The 19,464-nt window shown below is 51.2% G+C and carries 16 protein-coding genes and 1 tRNA gene; 7 read left to right on the top strand and 10 right to left on the bottom strand.

Features of this window, described 5'->3' with window-relative positions; genetic code table 11:
• Positions 1-197 precede the first annotated feature (197 nt).
• On the top strand, positions 198-893 hold the full coding sequence (locus NST99_RS11700) for a TetR/AcrR family transcriptional regulator (RefSeq protein WP_341091768.1): 696 nt from the start codon (positions 198-200) through the stop codon (positions 891-893).
• A gap of 113 nt (positions 894-1,006) precedes the next feature.
• On the opposite strand, the gene NST99_RS11695 is transcribed toward NST99_RS11700, so the two are convergent.
• Together NST99_RS11695 and NST99_RS11690 are read right to left on the bottom strand one after the other, a co-directional pair.
• Positions 1,007-1,090, bottom strand: a tRNA-Leu gene (locus tag NST99_RS11695).
• A 19-nt stretch (positions 1,091-1,109) separates the two neighbouring features.
• Positions 1,110-1,469 carry a hypothetical protein gene (locus tag NST99_RS11690; protein ID WP_341091766.1) on the bottom strand — a complete coding sequence of 120 codons (360 nt, stop codon included), beginning with the start codon at positions 1,467-1,469 and terminating at the stop codon, positions 1,110-1,112.
• 94 nt (positions 1,470-1,563) lie between these two features.
• Between NST99_RS11690 and NST99_RS11685 the strand changes: the two genes are divergently transcribed.
• From NST99_RS11685 to NST99_RS11670, 4 genes are all read left to right on the top strand, one after another.
• Positions 1,564-2,322: a class I SAM-dependent methyltransferase gene (locus NST99_RS11685; protein WP_341091765.1), complete on the top strand. Its 759-nt coding sequence runs from the start codon at positions 1,564-1,566 to the stop codon at positions 2,320-2,322.
• A 198-nt stretch (positions 2,323-2,520) separates the two neighbouring features.
• The gene (locus NST99_RS11680; protein ID WP_341091764.1) at positions 2,521-3,216 is read left to right on the top strand and encodes a response regulator transcription factor; all 696 of its coding nucleotides are present in this window, start codon (positions 2,521-2,523) and stop codon (positions 3,214-3,216) included.
• Positions 3,217-3,218: 2 nt separating this feature from the next.
• The gene (locus NST99_RS11675) at positions 3,219-4,625 is read left to right on the top strand and encodes a sensor histidine kinase (protein WP_341091762.1); all 1,407 of its coding nucleotides are present in this window, start codon (positions 3,219-3,221) and stop codon (positions 4,623-4,625) included.
• A 154-nt stretch (positions 4,626-4,779) separates the two neighbouring features.
• Positions 4,780-6,081 (top strand): glycosyl hydrolase family 8, encoded by a 1,302-nt coding sequence (locus NST99_RS11670; RefSeq protein WP_341091761.1) that lies wholly within the window; start codon positions 4,780-4,782, stop codon positions 6,079-6,081.
• A gap of 39 nt (positions 6,082-6,120) precedes the next feature.
• On the opposite strand, the gene NST99_RS11665 is transcribed toward NST99_RS11670, so the two are convergent.
• Together NST99_RS11665 and NST99_RS11660 are read right to left on the bottom strand one after the other, a co-directional pair.
• The gene (locus NST99_RS11665; protein WP_341091760.1) at positions 6,121-7,368 is read right to left on the bottom strand and encodes a CynX/NimT family MFS transporter; all 1,248 of its coding nucleotides are present in this window, start codon (positions 7,366-7,368) and stop codon (positions 6,121-6,123) included.
• A 217-nt stretch (positions 7,369-7,585) separates the two neighbouring features.
• On the bottom strand, positions 7,586-7,690 hold the full coding sequence (locus NST99_RS11660) for a YjcZ family sporulation protein (protein WP_218642530.1): 105 nt from the start codon (positions 7,688-7,690) through the stop codon (positions 7,586-7,588).
• Positions 7,691-7,906: 216 nt separating this feature from the next.
• Here NST99_RS11660 and NST99_RS11655 point away from each other — a divergent pair, with 216 nt between their 5' ends.
• Positions 7,907-9,622, top strand: a complete 1,716-nt coding sequence (locus NST99_RS11655) for an ABC transporter ATP-binding protein (protein WP_341091759.1) — start codon at positions 7,907-7,909, stop codon at positions 9,620-9,622.
• Positions 9,623-9,797: 175 nt separating this feature from the next.
• Here the strand turns inward: NST99_RS11655 and NST99_RS11650 are convergent, their stop codons facing one another.
• From NST99_RS11650 to NST99_RS11625, 6 genes are all read right to left on the bottom strand, one after another.
• Positions 9,798-10,679, bottom strand: coding sequence for a carbohydrate ABC transporter permease (locus NST99_RS11650; protein ID WP_341091757.1), 882 nt, complete (start codon positions 10,677-10,679; stop codon positions 9,798-9,800).
• Positions 10,680-10,737: 58 nt separating this feature from the next.
• Complete coding sequence (locus NST99_RS11645; protein WP_340899243.1) at positions 10,738-11,619, bottom strand: carbohydrate ABC transporter permease; 882 nt, start codon at positions 11,617-11,619, stop codon at positions 10,738-10,740.
• A 274-nt stretch (positions 11,620-11,893) separates the two neighbouring features.
• A complete protein-coding gene (locus tag NST99_RS11640; RefSeq protein ID WP_341091755.1) occupies positions 11,894-13,210 on the bottom strand; it encodes an ABC transporter substrate-binding protein in 1,317 nt (438 codons plus the stop codon).
• A gap of 157 nt (positions 13,211-13,367) precedes the next feature.
• Entirely contained in the window at positions 13,368-14,237 is an 870-nt protein-coding gene (locus NST99_RS11635; protein WP_341091752.1) for a response regulator transcription factor, read from the bottom strand.
• 15 nt (positions 14,238-14,252) lie between these two features.
• Positions 14,253-16,118, bottom strand: a complete 1,866-nt coding sequence (locus NST99_RS11630) for a sensor histidine kinase (protein ID WP_341091750.1) — start codon at positions 16,116-16,118, stop codon at positions 14,253-14,255.
• 140 nt (positions 16,119-16,258) lie between these two features.
• Positions 16,259-17,014, bottom strand: a complete 756-nt coding sequence (locus tag NST99_RS11625; protein ID WP_341091749.1) for an AraC family transcriptional regulator — start codon at positions 17,012-17,014, stop codon at positions 16,259-16,261.
• Between the two features lie 129 nt (positions 17,015-17,143).
• Between NST99_RS11625 and NST99_RS11620 the strand changes: the two genes are divergently transcribed.
• Positions 17,144-19,408 carry an FAD-dependent oxidoreductase gene (locus NST99_RS11620; protein ID WP_341091748.1) on the top strand — a complete coding sequence of 755 codons (2,265 nt, stop codon included), beginning with the start codon at positions 17,144-17,146 and terminating at the stop codon, positions 19,406-19,408.
• The last annotated feature ends 56 nt before the right edge of the window (positions 19,409-19,464 follow it).

Genomic DNA, 19,464 nt, shown 5'->3' with positions numbered 1-19,464 from the left:
AGTGTATTCCTACGAGTACACTAATTCAACTCTGATCTTTTTCGAGAAAATCATACTTAGCTGAGAATTCTCGGCAATCATCTCTCGAATCCTTCCATATGCTTAATCAAGCTACTTATTTCGGCTTGTAGGGCCAATTTATGATATAATGCTTTTGATTTCAAGTGCATATCACAAACGCTATAAAGGAGATAGGCATGGATAATAATTTAAGAGATAAGATCCTTGAGACTTCAATTGAATTATTTAATAAAAAAGGATATGCATATGTAACATTGAGGGATATTTCCGATGCGCTAAATATTAGTCCTGGTAATTTGACATACCATTTCAAAAAAAAACAAGACCTCATGATTGGTGTTATGGCAAGGCAATATGAAGAATATCAAAACTTAAATTTCTCTGCGGACGTTTCTATCCAAGGGCTGAATCAGCAGTTTTTAATCCTTAGTGCATTCCGCGAAAAATATTTCTTTTATTTCTCCAGTTTTACAGAATTGCCTAAGCTGTATCCTGAGATCGCTGATATGCAAATTAAGGTTGTTAATGATTTCTATACACTTTTTACCGATACATTTACCATATTTGTTAATAATGGAATTATGAAAGAAGAATTATATGCCGGACAATATGAAGATTTGTCCATTTCTTTATTATCGCTCAATATGTATGGGACACAGGAAATAATTCTTCTCCAAAAATTTCTTCCAAAGCAAAAAAGTGTCTTTTCCATCCTGTGGAGCCTTATATTGCCTCATTTAACAAGAGAAGGGACGGACATGTATAATCGGATGACACAGGTCGATAAAACGCCTCCCCCACAACTATACTGCCAGCAAGATAAACCGAACGGAGGCTTGAAAGGGTCAACATGTGACCCCAAAGGTACGTAAGATCTGACTAAGACGCTAGACACCCATTTTCATTATTCGAGCGGCACAACCATACCCTGCAAAACGCAAAATAAAAAACCCTTCCGAAGAAGGGTTTGATTTGTAAACTATGATGCGGTCAAGAGGACTCGAACCTCCACGATATTGCTATCACTGGCACCTGAAGCCAGCGCGTCTGCCAATTCCGCCATGACCGCGTATTATGTATGCAGCGATTTAATCACCGTAATTAAGAATATACTCCCTTTTGATGTAATATGCAAGTTTTATTTTCGAAGCATTTCTGACTTTGGCTAATCCGGCTACCATTCTAAGCTTCATGGCGCTCGCAGCTTCTCTTGGAAATACTGTCGGGTCTTCCCTGTTCCTCCCGGCAGGAATTGTGCTCGGCTCCTGCTGCTGGTGGCTGCTGTTATCTGCTATTATCTGCTGGATCAGCGGCAGACTGCCTGATGCCTTCATTCGATCTTTGAGCCTGATCTCATCGGTCAGCCTGATCCTGTTCAGCTTATACGGTAGCTGCTCTGCCTTATTCGAAGCAGGGGGGTGAATCCGGTTGAAACTGATGATAGGCATAACCAATAAACTCTATTCGATTTATATATTTCACTTATAAGATAACGCATGATACAACAGAAGTATTCCTGTTTGACCTGAAAGGAGACTTCTGATGAATCAGCAATGGAATACCGGAACCTATGATACGGATATGGCCTTTGTATCCCGCTTCGGGGAATCTTTAATTCATCTGCTGCAGCCGCAGCCGGGCGAACGAATTCTCGATTGGGGCTGCGGCACTGGAGATTTGGCCGCTGCCATCGCTGATCATGGGGCAGCTGTTACAGGGATTGATGCATCCCCTGAGATGATAAGCGCTGCCCGCAGCAAACATCCGCAGCTGGAATTTGTGCTGGCGGATGGCCAGTCCTATTGTGCAGATGTTCCCGCCGACGCCGTCTTCAGCAATGCTGCTCTGCATTGGCTGCAGGATGCGCAAGGGGCCGCTGCAAGCATTGCCGCCAGCCTGCGGACCGGAGGGCGGTTCATTGCCGAATTCGGCGGGCAAGGAAACATCGCCTCGGTCGTTAACGGTCTGCCGCGTGCTTTTGCCGCCATCGGGTGCAGCGGCAAGCTGAAGCTGCCCTGGTATTTCCCCAGCATCGGGGAATACTCGTCACTCCTGGAACGGAACGGGATGACCGTTGAACTTGCCCTATGCTTCGGCCGGCCAACACCGCTTGCCGGAGGTGAGCAGGGTTTCACCCGTTGGCTGAACACCTTTGCGGATGGAATTCTGAGCGTGCTCAGCAGCCCGCAGCGTGAGGATGTGCTGGCTTTCATGGAAAAGGAGCTGAAGCCCGTTCTGTTCCAAGAAGGCGGCTGGATCATGGATTACCGCAGAATCCGGATTGCCGCCAAGAAGCACTAAGAAACGAAGAGCGCACCGGAGGTTAATTTCCGGTGCGCTCTTTGTTTCTTCATACCCGCATACCGTTTCTTCTTTGCCTGTTGCTCCCCATTCTCGTCTTGGGATCGGGGGACATTATATCCCTTTCCACGATTATTAGCTACAATAAAGACGCAACTAAGCTTTGCTGATAAGTTACGTGAGCGAGGAGGATTTCCGATGAGTCAAACAATACTGATAGTAGACGATGAAAGAGAGGTCGTCGATTTGTTGAAATTGTATATAGAGAACGAAGGATACCATGTGCTTGAGGCTTTTGACGGGAAGGAAGCTCTGGAAATCGTACAAAATCACACCATTCATTTAATTGTGCTGGATATCATGATGCCTGAATGTGACGGATTTCAGGTCGTGAAGGAATTGCGCCAGTCCTTGTCGGTACCGGTTATTCTGCTGTCTGCGCGTGTGCAGGATCATGATAAAATTCTGGGACTCAAAATTGGTGCTGACGATTATATCACAAAGCCCTTCAATCCATTGGAGGTTGTGGCGCGAATAGAAGCCCAGTTAAGAAGAAATCAATATGTCCAAACGGAGACTACTGCAGCTTCCGAGCTGGTGGAGATTGGCGGACTGGTCCTTGATAAAGCCGGATGCCTATTGTACAAAAACGGGCAACTGACAACGCTGACTTCCATTGAGTATAAATTGCTGCTTCATTTTATGGAGAATCCGGGGCGGGTATTTACGAAGCGGCAGCTCCTTGACAGTGTCTGGCAGCAGTGGTTTGGCGACGACAACACCCTGTTGGTGTACATAAGCAAGCTGCGCGATAAAATCGAAGATGAGCCAAGGAAACCGGTCTATTTAACAACGATCCGGGGGCTTGGCTACAGATTTGAAAAGAGATGCTGAGGATGTGCCGGAGAAACACAGGCGTCCGGACGATGCTGCGTATTCATTACTTCCTCTTGGTCATCGTCATCAGTGTCATTGGAATCCTTAGTATATTATATGCATCCAAAGGAGCTGACCAGAGCTACGCAGAGACAGAGATGGATGTGGTGACGGCACAGAATTTGGTGGATGCAAATAATGATGCCGAGAGATTGAACTCCTTGTTTGATGATATCAAGAAAGTCAACGGGTGGATCGAAGTTCTGGATTCCCGGAAACTGATTACGCAATATATCGGGACGCCCCTGGACAAGTCCACACCGGAGTTGATGCTGCTGGACAAAGACCCGGAGTATGCCCCTTATATCAGCTCAGTTGCTTCTTTTTTGCGAAAAGGAGTTTTGTATACCTATGTCGTGAAGATCCCTGTTGATCAGTTGGAAGTGAGCATCTGGAGCAAACAGAGCGGCACCCTACGGGATAAGCACATTCAACGTTATAACGCCCAAGCTGTACTTGGATTTATCCTCCTCTCCACCATTGTTATTTTTGTATACAGTAGATGGACAGCAAGAAAAATAAGTGATCCGCTGGCAAAGATTGCCGGAGGGATTGACCGCTTAAAAGCAGGTGATTATACAGTTCGCCTTGATTTTAAGCTGGAAAGCGAATTTCTGCAAATCCGTGATACCTTGAATGGTATGGCTGAGAAGCTCGAATGGGCCGGCGAACAAAAAAAGCGGATGGAACTGGACAGGCAGAGAATGCTGGCCGATATTTCCCATGACCTGAAAACACCCATCTCCACCTTATACGGTTATGCAAAAGCGCTGCATGAAGGAATGGTGAAAGATGCAGACAAGCAAAAAAGCTATCTGCAGTCCATCTATAATAAAGCCAAACGGGTGAATGCCCTGCTGGATACATTGTTTGAGATGACACAGCTTGACCATCCTGAATTTATTTTGGACAAAAAAGAACAGGACATCGGTGAATGTATGCGTGAAACCATACTGGACCATCTCTCGGAAATCGAGGACAAGGGGATTGAACTGGAGGTGGGAATACCTGAAGCAGTGGTGCTCTATCCTTTCGACCGAAAGCAAATGGGACGTGTATTCAGCAACCTGATCGCAAATGCGGTGCGCTACAATCCGGCAGGCACCCGCTTGCGGATCACTTTGGAGGTTCAGCCTGACGGCCTCTACCTGGAGTTCGCAGACAACGGGAACGGGATTCCCGCGCACACGCAATCCATTATTTTCGAACCCTTCGTCAGAGGGGACAAGGCCCGGTCCAATGACGGAGGTACAGGCCTGGGGCTGGCGATCGCCCAAAAAATTGTCCATCTGCATCAAGGTTCAATTCAGCTCCTGGGTACAACAGAAGAAACTACGATCTTCCACATCTTTCTTCCCCAAATTTAAGGCTACATTAAGTTTCGTTTTAGAATCGCGAAAGTCTGGTCTGTTATGTTTAGGCTGTGAATCATACAACCATGAGCCTACCACCTATTTTGAGTAAGGGGAGTTGATGTTATTGTTCAAGCGAATTCTTTCAACTGTAACCGTTCTATCGTGTTTGGCCTTTTCGTTGCAGGCTGAAGCGGCAGAAGCACCTCAGCCTCTATTTTCCGGGGAAGTCTCGTCCTCTGCCGTACAAGCCATGCACCCCTTCCCGGAACATGAGCAATACCAGGCGGGTACCATCAAGCCCAACTATGTTTCCCAAAACCAGCTGGATGACGAGGTGCGTAAAAAATATGATGAATGGAAAACGAGATATTTAAAAAAACATCCCAAAAAATCGGATCAATACTACGTTTTCTACAACCTGGAAAAGGAAGCTGCCCCGGATAATGCCGTATCCTGCTCGGAGGGTCACGGTTATGGCATGTTAATCTCCGCCTTGATGGCCGGTCACGACCCGCTGGCAAAAGATTATTTTGACGGTCTCTATCGGTTCTATAAAGCGCATCCAAGCGTAAATAACCCGGCCTTAATGGCCTGGCAGCAGATTAAGACCGGTGCGGGAGATATTATTGACACACCGCCTAGCGACAGCGATGATGGAAGCCGTTCTGCTACTGATGGAGACATGGATATCGCCTATGCATTGCTGCTCGCGGACAAGCAGTGGGGAAGCAGCGGCCCAATTGATTACTTGAGCGAGGGCAAGGCAGCCATAGCTGCGATCATGAAAGAAGATGTGAATCAGCAGAAATGGAGCTTGAAATTCGGCGATTGGGTAGAAAATAGCGATCCCGATTACGGCCTTGCCACCCGTCCCTCCGACTTTATGTTGAGCCATCTTCGGGCATTCGGGAATGCTGCCGGTGATCCCAACTGGGCTAAAGTCGCTGACAACAATTACGGGATTATCCAAACGATCTCCACTAAATACAGCCCCTCCACCGGCTTACTCCCTGATTTTGTGGTATGGAGTAACAGGGGTTACGCCCCTTCGCCTCCAAATCTTCTGGAAACAGACAGGGACGGGTACTTTAGCTGGAATGCGGCACGGGTTCCATGGAGAGTTCCTGTCGATTATTTACTTTCAGGAGATACGCGCGCATTGAACCAGACAAAGCTAACGAATGCATGGATATCCAAAAAAACAAATGGCAATCCAAGCAAAATTGTAGCAGGATACAAATTGAACGGTGATCCGCTTGACGACAACGATCCCGCAATTGCCTTTTCCGCACCGTTTGCAGTTAGCGCCATGGTAGACTCCAGCAATCAAAATTGGCTGAATGCACTATGGAAAAGTATTGTCAATGCGCCGACATCGTCCAATTCCTACTATGGCAACAGCATTAGATTGCTCTGCATGATTACAATTTCCGGAAATTGGTGGGACCCCACTGACGCAAGTAATTAAGACATTAGGCAGATTGTCACAGCACAACAGAACCTGCCGTTATTTGGCGGGTTCTGTTGCATCTCCTACAAATCGGCTGCTTCCGGCTCCCAGCCCCGCCACAAGCAGCAGAACACTTGCTGCTGCGAGCAGTGCCAACGGACCGTTCCAGCTGTTCGTAGCGTCATGAAGCAGCCCGAACAGTGCCGGTCCCATGGCTGCCAGCAGATAGCCGATCGACTGGGCCATTCCCGACAGCTCGCTTGCCTCCTGAGTGCTGCGGGTGCGCAAGCTGAAGAACATCATTGCCAGTCCAAAGGCAAAACCTCCGGCAATGCCGATACAGATCGCCCATACCGGCATCCATGCGCTGCTGCCGAACCAAACGCCGGAGATTCCGGCCATGAACAAAACAGCCGTAATGACAACCAGCCCCCGCTGGTTCTTCAGTTTGCCTGCCCATAAAGGAACAAAAAAAGTAAACGGCAGCTGGGCCAGCTGCAGCAGTGAAAGGATCCAGCCCGCATGGCTGGAGGACATGCCCCGCTCACCGAGAATGACCGAGAACCAGGCAATCAGAACGTAATAAAGCAGAGATTGCAGGCCCATAAATAAGGTAACCTGCCAGGCGAGCGGCGAACGCCACATTTTCCCTGCTGAACCGGGCGTGCTTGTTCCGCTGCCTTGGCCCAGGCTCTTCATCTGCGGAATCCAGAATAGAGTGGCCAGTGCAGCGACAATGAACCATAGGGCAAGTGTGCCCCGCCACCCGAGCCCTGCCTGGTCCGCTATCGGAACACTAATACCGGAAGCCACCGCTGCGCATAAATTCATCGAAACCGTATAAATCCCGGTTAGAAGACCGATACGTCCGGGAAACTTGCCCTTGATCAGTCCCGGCAGCAGCACATTGCACACCGCAATCGACAGCCCGATGATTGCGGTGCCTGCGAACAATGTGAGGGTTCCCGAGGCGGAACGGATCAGGATTCCCATCGACAATGCCAGCAGCGCCAGCATTAGCACGTTGGCAAGGCCAAAACGGCGGGCGAGCTGCGGAGCAAATGGGGACAGCAGCGCAAAAGCGAGCAGCGGAAGTGTAGTTATTGCTCCGGCAAGTGTATTGGATAATCCCAGATCATCGCGGATCATCTCCAGCAACGGTCCGACAGAGGTGAACGGGGCCCGCAGCGCCGCTGCGACAAAAACAATGCCGACCACGAGCAGAATACGTTTAGATCCGGCGTTTCCTTGGGATAAGGTGGATAATGAAGTCTGAATCTTGCGGTCTTCTTGCCTTGCTTTCATGAGGCTCCTCCTGATTGCAGCGAAAAAATCCGTTAAGCACCGGGCTTGTACGGAAATGAAGCTGTTTTATGTATCACACTTTGTTACATTATACCCCCTTATGTATGCCGGCGCACAGCTTCTTGGATTCTTAGGATAGCTTAACTATACGGCCTTCCATCTGAAAAGCGGCCGGTCCAAAAGGACCGGCCGCTTTGCTGAAGATTAATTCAGCTGATTATACCCAGAGAGATTTAGTGATGATTACGAGCAGGATGAACAACACCAGAATCGCTCCAGTGGAAGTGAAAGCACCGCCGTATCCTCCAACATTTTCGCTCATGTTAACTCCTCCTTTATACTTGAATACTTTTAAAATATGTGGAAATATCCAGTCTGGTCTGGGTGAAACGACAAGAACTTACTCACTTCCCCTGCAATTTAAATTATTCTTGCGGTTGACAAATCGGACAACCCTCTTTAGTATCCTAAGAATAAAGGTAGTTGAGAATCACTCTCAACTAGAATACATAACATTACAGAAAAGAGTGAACAAGAGATGCTGCGTCGTTTTTTTTCCTATTATCGTCCTTATAAGAAGCTGTTTGTTCTCGACTTCACCTGTGCGGTGGGTGCGGGGCTTTTAGAGCTGGCCTTTCCGGTGGCCGTGAATAAATTTATTGATGATCTGCTCCCCGGACAAGACTGGTCGTTAATTCTGATCGCCAGCGTTGCCCTGCTTGCCATCTACGCTCTTAATACCGCAATGAATTATGTTGTCACCTATTGGGGGCACATGCTGGGAATAAACATTGAAACAGATATGCGCAAAAAGATGTTTGATCATATCCAGAAGCTCTCCTTCCGCTTCTTCGATAACAATAAAACCGGGCATTTGCTCGGTAGGATTACCAATGATTTGAACGATATCGGCGAGGTGGCGCATCACGGTCCTGAGGATGTGTTCATTGCCGTGATGACGCTGATCGGAGCCTTTATCCTGATGGCCGATATCAATATGAAGCTGGCCGTGATCACGTTCATTATCGTGCCGATTATGGCTTGGGTCATCATCCATTTTGGACGCAGCATGACCTCTACCTACCACCGGCTATTCGGCAACGTAGGCAATTTCAATGCCCGGATCGAGGACAATGTCGGGGGAATCCGCGTGGTGCAGTCCTTTGCCAATGAAGAATATGAAAAAGAACTGTTCGCTGTTGATAACCAAATGTTCCGCCAGACCAAATTGATGGCCTACAAGCTGATGGCCAAAAGCTCGTCAGTCAGTTATATGATGACACGCCTGATTACAATTGTGGTCATGGTCTGCGGCGCCTGGTTCTTTATTCAGGGAGAGCTGGAGATCGGGGAGTTTGTTGCTTTCATCCTGTTGTCCAATGTCTTTTTCCGGCCGATTGAGAAAATCAATGCCGTTATCGAGAGCTATCCGAAAGGTATTGCCGGGTTCAAGCGTTATCTTGAGGTGATTGATACAGAGCCGGATATCGCCGATAAGCCGGGTGCGGTGGAAGTCGGTTCGCTGCGCGGAGATATTATCTTCGGAAACGTCAGCTTCGGCTATGACGACAATCGTTCGGTACTGCAGGAGATCAGCCTGAAGGTCAACGCCGGGGATACGATTGCTTTTGTCGGCCCTTCCGGCGCGGGCAAAACCACAATCTGCAGCCTGCTGCCCCGCTTCTATGACGTCACCGGCGGCAGCATCTCCATCGACGGAATAGACATCCGTGACATGAAGCTGAATTCGCTGCGCAAGCAAATCGGGATTGTGCAGCAGGACGTCTTCCTGTTCTCCGGCACAATCCATGAGAATATCGCCTACGGCAAGCTGGATGCGGAGCTTCCGGAAATCTGGGAAGCTGCCAAACGCGCCCACCTGGAAGAGCTGATTAGCAGCCTGCCGGATGGCATGGATACAGTGATCGGGGAACGCGGCGTGAAACTGTCCGGGGGACAAAAGCAGCGCCTGGCCATCGCAAGAATGTTCCTTAAGAACCCTCCAATCCTGATTCTGGATGAAGCCACCTCGGCGCTGGATACGGAAACAGAAGCCGCCATCCAGCAGTCGCTGGCTGACCTGTCGGTGGGCCGTACCACCCTTGTGATTGCCCACCGTCTCACGACGATCAAAAATGCTGACCGGATTATTGTTGTAAACGAAGACGGCATCTCCGAGGAAGGCCGCCACGAAGAGCTGGTCAACGCCGGAGGCACTTACAGCCGCCTGTACCAGGCGCAGTATAATGCGTAAAACGCAGAGAATGAAATAAATGCTCAAGGAAACAATAGCGCAACGTAAGGCCGAGAATTGTCCTATGCAGGAATGATAGGACATAGGACATCATGCAGAAATAAGAACAACCTTCCGCTCTACAGCCCTATGGGCTGATTGCGGAAGGTTGTTCTGCGTTTACCTGCCTCTTTCCCTACCCCTTCACTGCACTGCCGGCCACTCCTTGAATAATGTACCTCTGCCCCAGCAGAAAAACGATAATCATCGGAATAATGCCTGCTGTTGCTGCCGCCATCATGCCGTTGTAGTCTACGTTGTTCTCAAGAATGAAATTTTGCAGGCCAAGAGGAACGGTATATAAATCCTTATCTAGCAGGAAAACCAGCGCATTCTCGTAATCATTCCAGTGCCAGGAAAAGTCGATGACTGCAAGAGTAGCCAGGGCAGGCTTGGCCAGCGGCAGCACCAGCCGGAAAAAGATCCGGAAATGCCCTGCCCCGTCGATAAATGCCGCTTCAGAAATTTCCGCGGGTACGGACAGGAAGAACTGGCGCAGCATAAACACTCCAAAGATCGTGAACATGCCGGGCAAAATCAGCGCCCAATGTGTATTATAGATGCCCGCCCAATCAAACATCAGAAACTTCGGCACGAACAGCACCTGCGGCGGAACCATCATCATCGACAGGTAGACCAGGAACAGCGGCTCCCGCCCCTTGAACTGAATCCGGGCAAACCCGTAAGCGGCAAAAGCAGAGAAGAACACTGCACCGGCCGTGCTGATCAGCGATATTTTCAGCGAGTTCAGGTAATAGGTAATAAAGCTGTCATTCCCGCTCCACACCTTGATATGATGCTCCCAATTCAAGCTGGAAGGAATCCACTGAACCGGATATTTGAACACATCCGCAGGTGACTTAAACGAAGTGCTGATCATCCAGATAAAAGGCACAATCATCAGCAGGGCGAAACCGGACATCACAAGGGTAGCGATGATTTTGCGGATATTGACGGAAGAATCAGCCTTGATCTCCTGCAGGTAAGGCGCTGCCGGTCTAATCGTTGTTTTTTGCATCGGAAATCCTCCTGAAAATTTGGTGGCGAAGCCATCACCCGGACGCTGAACTGTCCACTCAGTAATGGACCCAGCGTTTTTGGCCAACCCACTGGAACACGGTGAAGATCATGATAATCGCGAAGAGCGCCCAGCTTATGGCGGCGGCATAACCCATCTCGTAATAGCGGAAGGCATTCTGATAAATGAACAGCGACAGCACCGTTGTGCTGTTTCCCGGCCCTCCCTGGGTGATCGCCTGAATGATGCCGAAGTTCTTGATCGTCATGATCAGTCCGGTGATCAGCAGCAGAAAGGTTGTAGGACTCACCAGCGGCCAGACTATACGGCGGATGCTCTGCCAAGGACGGGCTCCGTCAATTCTGGCGGCTTCCATCAGCTCTTCGGGAATTTCCTGCAGGGCTGCCAGAAAAATAATCATGTTGTAGCCCAGCATGAACCAGATCCAGATGATGTCAATCGCATACATCGAGGTTTCCGTCGTGGACAGCCACCCTGGCGGATGGTTAATGCCAATACCGCGCAGGAATCCGTTAATCGGACCCGAGGTCGGCTGGAACAGCAGCATCCAGACAAATGCAATGGCTACGCCGCTGGTAATGTAAGGCATGAAATAAAGCGCCCGCAGCGTTTTTTGAAAATAAACAGATTTGTTCAGAATAACCGCCACTATAAAAGCCAGCAGAATCGACACCGGAACGGCCAGCAGAAAGATAAGCGTATTCTTCAGTGCCACATAAAAAAGCTCGTCTCCCAGCATCCTCGAAATGTTGTCCAGACCGACAAAATGAATCTCCGGGTCCATAAATTTGTAATCGGTGAACATCAGATAAAACGAATAGGCGGCCGGTATAATAAAAAACAACAGGACCCCGAGCATATTCGGTCCGATAAACAGATAGCCGAGCCTGCTCTGCCGCTTCATCCATGATTTGTTCATTGTTCCCCCACTCCTTAGCTGTATGATCTCGACCTAAGCATAACAAGCCTGACGGCGGCTTTTAAGGAACATAACCACCGAATGGATATCACAGAATTACTTATTTTGCAGCTTGTTTGCTTAGGGGCATGCGGATGGAAATGTTCTATTCGTGGACAAGTGGAAACGGCTTCGCCGTCCTCAAAAGGACGGTATCCGTTTCAGCGAGAAATAGAAGTTTAAAAAAACCGCTCCCCATAAGGGAACGGTTCTATGCAGCACAACCGGCAGCGGCTTACTGATTCTGCTTCAGCCATTCATTGTGGCGTTTGACCATACTCTGTACCGTTTGTTCCGCGGTCTGGCTGCCAAGGAAATATTTCTCGTATTCCTGGGCGCGCATATCCACGATTTCCTGGGCGATGCTGCGGACAAAGGTTGGCGTCTTATCGCCGTAGAGCACGAACTGAAGCGAAGCTTTATCATAGGTGTCCGCATGCTCGCCGAGCAGATGGGTAATCGCGTTCTGCTGGTCCACCGCATTGGAGGAAGGCAGGCGGCCTCCGGCCGCCATCGGAATCATGCCGCCGTCGGCATACCATTTCAGGAACTCCCAGGCCGCTTGTTTATTTTTGGATTTGGCGTTGATGGAGATGAAGTCGCCCAGTCCGCCGCTTTTGACGAAATCCGCTTCATTATCCGCCAGCCTTGGAACGGGAGCAAAGGCGATGGTGAACTCACGCGGAAAATCCGTCATATTGTTGGAGCTGCGGATCAGCCATTCCCCAATGTTGATCATCGCTGATTCTCCGCCGAGGAACATGTTCTCCACAGGCATCTTGGAGGTCAGCTGCTCGCCAAGCGGCGGGGTGGTGGCATCCTCCTGCATCATTCCGTTCAGCGTTTCAAGCCATTTGATGATCAGCGGATCATCAAGGTTAGAGCTGCCATCCGCCTTGACATAACCGTTCTTCACGAGAACGGAATCCAGCGGATCAACCAGCGAGGCCGTATGCTGCACCAGCCCGTACTTGAACCCCTCCGCCTTCAGCTTGGCGGCATATTCTCTTGCTTCATCCCAGGTCCATGCCGTTGGTAAGGCCAGCCCGGCTTTATCGAGCGCATCCTTGTTCAAGGCAAAAAACAAAGCATTCTTTTTGGTTGGCATCCCGTAGTATTTATCGTCTATTTTCCAGGTAGCAGCATCCGCACCCATTTTCTCGTCGATGTTGTAGTCGCTGAATTCGCCGAGGTCGAGGGCAGTGCCGCCCTTGATGCGTTTATCCAGATTGGTCAGAGTATAATTGACGAACAGATCGACGTTCTGCCCCGTCGAGAGTGCGGTATCAAGCTTCAGGTTGCCGTCATCATCATTGACAAAACGTACGTATTCGACCTGAATCTCAGGATGCTCCGCATTCCAGGTATCCACAACCTCCTGTGGTCCGTTCTCCGGCGGAACGGCACCCCACATGGTTAACTTCACCGCTTTGCTGCCTTCATTCCCCTGCGCTTCTCCACCGGTGTTATTTTTGTTTCCTCCGCATCCGCCCAGTATCCCAAGCATCAGCACGCATGCCGCCAGCAGGGTCAACCCTTTTTTAGTTTTCATCGTTTCTGTCTGCCTCCCCGTTTATGTTATGGATTGTGCTTCCCTTACATCCTAGCAGGGACGCTGGAGGCATTTTAGATACAAATCCACCATCCTGGCGGAACAAATATACGGAATTTGAGCAGGGACCGGGCAAAAATGCTCACACATATTTCTTCTATTCCTCACGGTGGCGGTATTGGCTCGGGGTGCATCCGGTCCAGCGCTTAAAGATTTTGATGAAATAGTTATCGCTCGGAAAGCCCACCCGATGCCCCACCTCATGCACAGGCAGATCGGTCTCCCGCAAAAACACTGCCGCTTTCTCCATCCGCACACCGTGCAGATAATGGATCAGTGTATGCCCGGTTTTCTTTTTGAATAAGGCGCTGATATAATTCTCTCCCATCATTACATAGCGGGACATAGACTTGACTGTAATATCGCGGTCATAATGCTCTCCGATATATTCAATGATCTTGCTAATCTCCGGATGCGAAACAACAGGCCCGGACAGGGACCCGAAGCCGGACAGCGGCTGATTTTTCACCTCATCTTCAGGAAAAGCCGCACCCGGTCCGGGGTTAGCGGTGTCAGGTGCTTCCGCAGAAGCTGCAACAACCGCTGGAATCCCGTCTGCCTCCAAAAGAGCAACATTCCGGTGACTGCCGGCACTCAGCTCGGCGCTAACCTTGCGCAGCGTATCCCGCAATGAACCTACGCTCATTGACAGCTTGAGAATATAATTGGAGGCCCCGTATTCCATCGCTTGGCGGACATATTCGAACTCTCCCATGCAGGTCAGCATAATAAATTTCGTATTCAGACCCGCTTGACGGGTCTGCTTCAACAGCTCAATGCCGTTCAGACCAGGCATCACGATATCCGCGAGCACCAGATCAGGTTTATCCCGCGTGATTAGTTCCAGCGCTTCGGTCCCGTTGCCGGATTCGCCGATAACCATGAAGCCGAGCTCCTCCCAGGAAATAATCTCCCGCACCGACTCTCTTACGAATACCTCATCCTCCACCAGCAGTACGCTCCACATGAGACCTTCCTCCTTTTACTGGATCTTCTTGTCCTGCACATAAGGTGTCGACAGCAGGAAGGGAATACTGAACCGGATCAGGGTTCCCGGTGACAGCTGGAGGATCTCCAGCTCACTTTGGCCCTTGAAGAGCAGCCGCAGCCGTTCCTTCAGGTTGGACAGACCGATCCCCTTACGGGTCCGTGTCACCTGCAGGCGTCTGGATTCCTCCATGCCGATACCGTTATCTCCGACCTCCAGCGTAAGCTGCGCTTTATCATTTCTGTAAATACGGATACTGATCTGCCCCCGTTCAGTCAGAGGCCCGACGCCATGGCGGATCGCATTCTCCACCAGCGGCTGCAGGCTCAGCTTCGGCACCAGCGCATACTCCAGCTCATCGTCAAAGTCGCAGGTTACCTCAAAGCTGCCCTGATACCGGATCCGCTGAATATGCAGGTAAGCCTGAACCAGCTCGATCTCGTCCTTGAGGTAGACCAGCTCAACCTCAGCATTCAGGCTGACCTCCAGCAGCTTGCCCAGCGACACGCACATTTCGGAGATCTCCTCATTCCCGCTGCGGATGGCGCTCCATTTCATCGTGTTCAAGGTGTTCAGCAAAAAATGCGGGTTCATCTGGGCCAGCAGCATATGGAAATGAACCGCCTCCTTCTGCCGCTCCTCTGCCTTCAACTGGGCAATCAGCTTATTCGTGTCATCCAGCATTGTATTGAAGGTCCGGGTCAGCTCCAGCACTTCGCCATGACTCCGGCCTTCGGGGATGCGGATTTTCAGGTTTTTGCGGACGACATCCTTCATCTTGTTCTGCAGATGCGACAAAGGACGGGTAAAGGTAGCAGAGATCATAAAGGCTATGAGTACAAATGCAGCTGTGAAGGCAAAAAACGTCAGGAAATAACGCTGCTTCAGCCCGGAAATTTCATTAAACAACACGGCCAGCGGAATCCGGTTGACCATATACCAGTCCAGCGACTCGATGTAGACATAATTGATCAGTGTGCCGGACTTGTCATCGGTAAGATACGCCTGTGCAGGATGGAGGGCTATTTCCCGGGTGATCTCCGGGGCCAGCACCGCTTTTTTGGAGGAGCGGGCCACAGTCTCTCCCTTGCCGGTAATCAGAAAATAATCCTGACTGCTCAGGGATTCCTTGAGGACGGACTGGAACCAGAAGGAATAATCGATACTGATCCGGGCCAGTCCGTAGCGGTTGCCTCCGCTGTCCTTCATATAGGCATAAAGCGAGAGCAGATAAGGGCTGGTGGATACCTCCCGCAGCATATTGTTCCCGTCCCGTGAATCCCACTGGTAGAACAGGCCTTGGGCTTCTGCGGAATCCAATGTTTGCGCTGCTGCTTCACCCGGGAGGGCAGCCTCTCTTTGGACCGTGCCCTGATCTGCTGGGACAACGCTCCCCAGATGGCGGCGGAAGAGCTCACGGTACGGTTCGTAGGCCAGCGCCTGTTTCGGCAAATAAGAAGTGTATACGCTCTCATGAAAGTCCAGCAGGGTGAAATATACGGAAGGATTGTATAGGAAAAAGCTGTTGTTGAGCATTTTGAATTTTTCTTCGATCAGCGCTTTATTCTCTAGAGGCGACCGGTTGCCTGGCTTTGTCAGAACACTGCGGACCGCCGAATCCTGTTCCAGAAAGATCAACGTCTTGAAGGCTACGCTCATCTGATCCTCCAGCGTTCCATACATCTGCACCAGCTGCTCGTGGCTCTGCTGGCTGATTTTCTCCTCGACGAGGGATTCAATCTGCCTGTAGTTGTATACATTCAGCACACTGAACGGCAGAAGAATAAGGATGAGAAAAGCGCCGAACAGCCTGTATCTCAGCTTCTGGGGTATAAACATCTTCCAGTCCGGCTTCTTCATTTCCGCAGCTCTCTCCCTTCATTTGTGGGCTTATTATAACATCTGCAGGGGTCACCCGGCTGAAGCTGGAGGAAATTGCATTGTTTTGTCCCATTGCTCCTATAGACCGGGGTTATGATGCACAGATTTGTTCTATGCTTCTACAGCCTATGCCGTTTACGGTATTCCGCCGGACTCATCCCGGTGCTGTTCGTGAACACCCGGCTTAAATAGAATCCGTTCTCATAGCCGCATCTTTCGGCAATCCGGGCCAGGTTCAGTTCACTGTCCTTCAGCAGAAGGCGTGCTTTGGCCAACCGTAGCGATTTCAAATAGGAGGAAGGCGTCTCCTGAAAAGCTGCGCGGAAGCGCCGAGTAAACTGCACGGGACTGAGTCCCAGCTCCCGGGCGAGCTCCAGCAGGCTGAGCGGTTCAGCGGCTCTATCGGCAATGAGGGATGCTGCTTCATCCATCATTGCGTCTTCTGAGAATTTACGCCCTCCGGCTTCCGCCCGGCTCTCCATATGAACCGGCAGCCACAGGTCTTTAATAAGATGCTGCTTCCAATCCCTTGCTGCTGGACTATTGTCTTCACTGAGCTGGCGCAAATAGGCATAGGTCGAGCTTAAACGCTTCGTATCGCTAAGCTGCAGGAGCCCCGGCTGCGGCAGGCTAGCATCATTCTCCGGGGTGAACTGGATGTAATGGAAGGTGAGCGGTGTGATTGTCTCACGAATGAAGGGGGTTCCGGGAGGGCAGACGACCAAATCTGCAAACCCTGCTTCACCGCCATGTTCTCCAATTTCGAAGCGGAACAGCCCCTCCTCTACCGCAAAGGCGACCCAGGAATCATAGCAGTCGCTTGGCAGGGCAAAACTCGTCTTCTGCTTCCAGTAGATATGGTCCAGAAGTTTCATGGCTCCATCCCTTTCTCGAAATAAAGTATATGCTTAATGATATAATCGTGCATTTCAAAAGTAAAGCAGCAGCTTCATTATGAAATTATAGATATGCATTAAGAATATAATCCTAAGAGGTGCTCATTCATGAAGCAGGAGCTAGTGCAAAATGACATTACGGTGATCGGCGGCGGGCTGGCTGGGGTATGTGCGGCAATTGCTGCGGCGAGACTTGGGCAAAAGGTGGCTCTAATCCAGAACCGTCCTGTGCTCGGAGGTAATTCCAGCAGCGAGGTGCGGGTCTGGGTCTGCGGAGCAACAGCACACGGCACGAACCGCTACGCCCGGGAAACGGGAATTATGGGTGAATTGTTCGTGGAGAACCAGTATCGCAATCCGGAAGGTAACCCTTATCTATGGGATCTGGTCGTACTGGAGGCTGTCAAGGCTGAGCCCAATATCACACTCTACCTGAATACGGATGTCCATGAGGTTCTGGCTGAAGGTGACGAGCAGGAGCGGACGATTACTGCGGTCACCGGTTGGATGATGGGTTCGGAGCGGAGAATCACTTTTAAGAGCAGCATGTATCTCGATTGCACGGGTGATGGACTGATCGGATTTCTGGCCGGAGCCAAATTTGCCCTGGGGCGGGAAGCCCGGAGCGAATACGGCGAAGAGTGGGCGCCGGAGATCGCCGATGACATTACGCTGGGCAGCACTATCCTCTTCTATACCAAAGATACCGGCGTACCGGTGAATTTTGTGCCGCCTTCCTTTGCCAAGGACATCTCGCAGACGACGATTCCGATCCGCCGTGTCATTAAGAGCGGTGATTCCGGCTGCCACTACTGGTGGATTGAATGGGGCGGCGAGCATGACGCTGTTCATGACAATGAAATGATCCGCGACGAGCTGTGGTCGGTCATTTACGGCATCTGGGATTATATCAAAAATTCCGGCAAGTTCGGCGCTGAGAATATGACGCTGGAATGGGTCGGCTCACTACCCGGCAAACGTGAATACCGGCGGTTTACCGGAGACTATGTGCTGAACCAGAATGACATTATCGGCCAGCGCGAATTCGCGGACGGCGTAGCCTTTGGCGGCTGGTCGATCGACTTGCATCCGCCGCAGGGGATGTATGCCGACGCCAGCGGCTCCAAGCATATGCATGCCGACGGGGTATATCATATCCCCTTCCGCTCCCTCTATTCCGCCAATGTGCGGAATATGCTGATGGCCGGGCGCGATATCAGCGCCTCCCATGTCGCCTTCGGCACGACACGAGTGATGGCCACCTGCGCCGTGATCGGTGAAGCGGCCGGAACCGGAGCCGCGCTCAGCAGCCGCAAGGGAATCACCCCGCGTCAGCTGCAGGAGCGGCATCTGGAAGAGCTGCGGCAGACGCTGCTGCGCGGCGATGCCTCGATCATCGGGCTGCGCAGCAGCGATGAAGATGATGTCGCCCGCAAAGCGCGGACCACTGCCTCAAGCACGCTGGGCGTGATTGAGCTGGCCCAACCGGGCGAAGCTTATCCGCTGCAGCAGGATGCCGCTGTGCTGATTCCTGCGGATCCGGGAATCAGCGGCTTTCAGCTGCTGGTGGATGCCAAGCAGGCCACTTCGGTTACTGCCGAGCTGTGGGACACCGGGCGCAGGGAAAATTACGTGCCGCATACCCTGCAGGCAAGGGCAACTGCCCACGCCGTAGCCGGTGAGCAGCAATGGCTTACCTTCGATCTGCAGTGGCAGCCGCAGGAGCCGCAAAATGCTTTTATCATCATCAAGGCAAACGATGCGGTCAGTCTGTATCATTCGCAGCAGCCGCATAGCGGCGTACTCGTCTTCTTCAAGGATGAAGAGCCTCAGGTATCTAAGGATCTGGAGGACCACGCCACGGATCAGCCCGTGGTGTTGTGGAAGATGCGGGGCAAAGCCCGCCAGCCGTTCTGCTGCCGGATCGGGTCGCCGACCGCCGCCTTCGCAGCGGACAAAGCCGTAAACGGCTATCACCGCCCGTTCGGCGGGCCGCAGCAATGGATGTCGCAGCCGATGGCAGGCGGACAGCCGGAATGGCTGCAGCTGCAGTGGGATTCCGTGCAGTCCATCGCCGAAATCCACCTGACCTTCAACGATGATGTCAACGAAGATCTGGTGAACCTGCATCATCACCGCACGGCTTTTGCCATCATTCCCGAGTTGGTTCGTGACTACCGGGTAGAGGCGTGCGTTACCGGCGGGAAGTGGACTGAGGTTGCAGCCGGAAGCGATAACCGCAAGCGCAAGGTTGTCCACCGTCTGCCGAATCCGGTGCAGGCTGACCAACTCAGAGTACTGATTGATTCGACAAACGGCAGCCGCTATGCGGAGCTTATCGAAATCCGGGTATACGGGGCCGTTCACCAGTAAGCGGTCCGGCATTCCGCAAAGACAAAAAGCAGTATCAGACTTTCGTCCGATACTGC

Source organism: Paenibacillus sp. FSL L8-0470 (genome assembly GCF_038008625.1).
Classification (GTDB): Bacteria; Bacillota; Bacilli; order Paenibacillales; family Paenibacillaceae; genus Paenibacillus_AQ.
Note: the sequence above shows the minus strand (reverse complement) of the source record. Positions and strands in the feature narration are given on the sequence as shown.

What these genes read in the sequence shown, in the direction of transcription:
- NST99_RS11635 (WP_341091752.1), bottom strand. Translation starts at nt 14,237, where the DNA reads ATGTGGAGCGTACTGCTGGTGGAGGATGAGGTATTCGTAAGAGAGTCG.
- NST99_RS11625 (WP_341091749.1), bottom strand. Translation starts at nt 17,014, where the DNA reads ATGAAACTTCTGGACCATATCTACTGGAAGCAGAAGACGAGTTTTGCC.
- NST99_RS11655 (WP_341091759.1), top strand. Translation starts at nt 7,907, where the DNA reads ATGCTGCGTCGTTTTTTTTCCTATTATCGTCCTTATAAGAAGCTGTTT.
- NST99_RS11680 (WP_341091764.1), top strand. Translation starts at nt 2,521, where the DNA reads ATGAGTCAAACAATACTGATAGTAGACGATGAAAGAGAGGTCGTCGAT.
- NST99_RS11650 (WP_341091757.1), bottom strand. Translation starts at nt 10,679, where the DNA reads ATGCAAAAAACAACGATTAGACCGGCAGCGCCTTACCTGCAGGAGATC.
- NST99_RS11645 (WP_340899243.1), bottom strand. Translation starts at nt 11,619, where the DNA reads ATGAACAAATCATGGATGAAGCGGCAGAGCAGGCTCGGCTATCTGTTT.
- NST99_RS11675 (WP_341091762.1), top strand. Translation starts at nt 3,219, where the DNA reads ATGTGCCGGAGAAACACAGGCGTCCGGACGATGCTGCGTATTCATTAC.
- NST99_RS11630 (WP_341091750.1), bottom strand. Translation starts at nt 16,118, where the DNA reads ATGAAGAAGCCGGACTGGAAGATGTTTATACCCCAGAAGCTGAGATAC.
- NST99_RS11665 (WP_341091760.1), bottom strand. Translation starts at nt 7,368, where the DNA reads ATGAAAGCAAGGCAAGAAGACCGCAAGATTCAGACTTCATTATCCACC.
- NST99_RS11690 (WP_341091766.1), bottom strand. Translation starts at nt 1,469, where the DNA reads ATGCCTATCATCAGTTTCAACCGGATTCACCCCCCTGCTTCGAATAAG.
- NST99_RS11700 (WP_341091768.1), top strand. Translation starts at nt 198, where the DNA reads ATGGATAATAATTTAAGAGATAAGATCCTTGAGACTTCAATTGAATTA.
- NST99_RS11640 (WP_341091755.1), bottom strand. Translation starts at nt 13,210, where the DNA reads ATGAAAACTAAAAAAGGGTTGACCCTGCTGGCGGCATGCGTGCTGATG.
- NST99_RS11660 (WP_218642530.1), bottom strand. Translation starts at nt 7,690, where the DNA reads ATGAGCGAAAATGTTGGAGGATACGGCGGTGCTTTCACTTCCACTGGA.
- NST99_RS11620 (WP_341091748.1), top strand. Translation starts at nt 17,144, where the DNA reads ATGAAGCAGGAGCTAGTGCAAAATGACATTACGGTGATCGGCGGCGGG.
- NST99_RS11685 (WP_341091765.1), top strand. Translation starts at nt 1,564, where the DNA reads ATGAATCAGCAATGGAATACCGGAACCTATGATACGGATATGGCCTTT.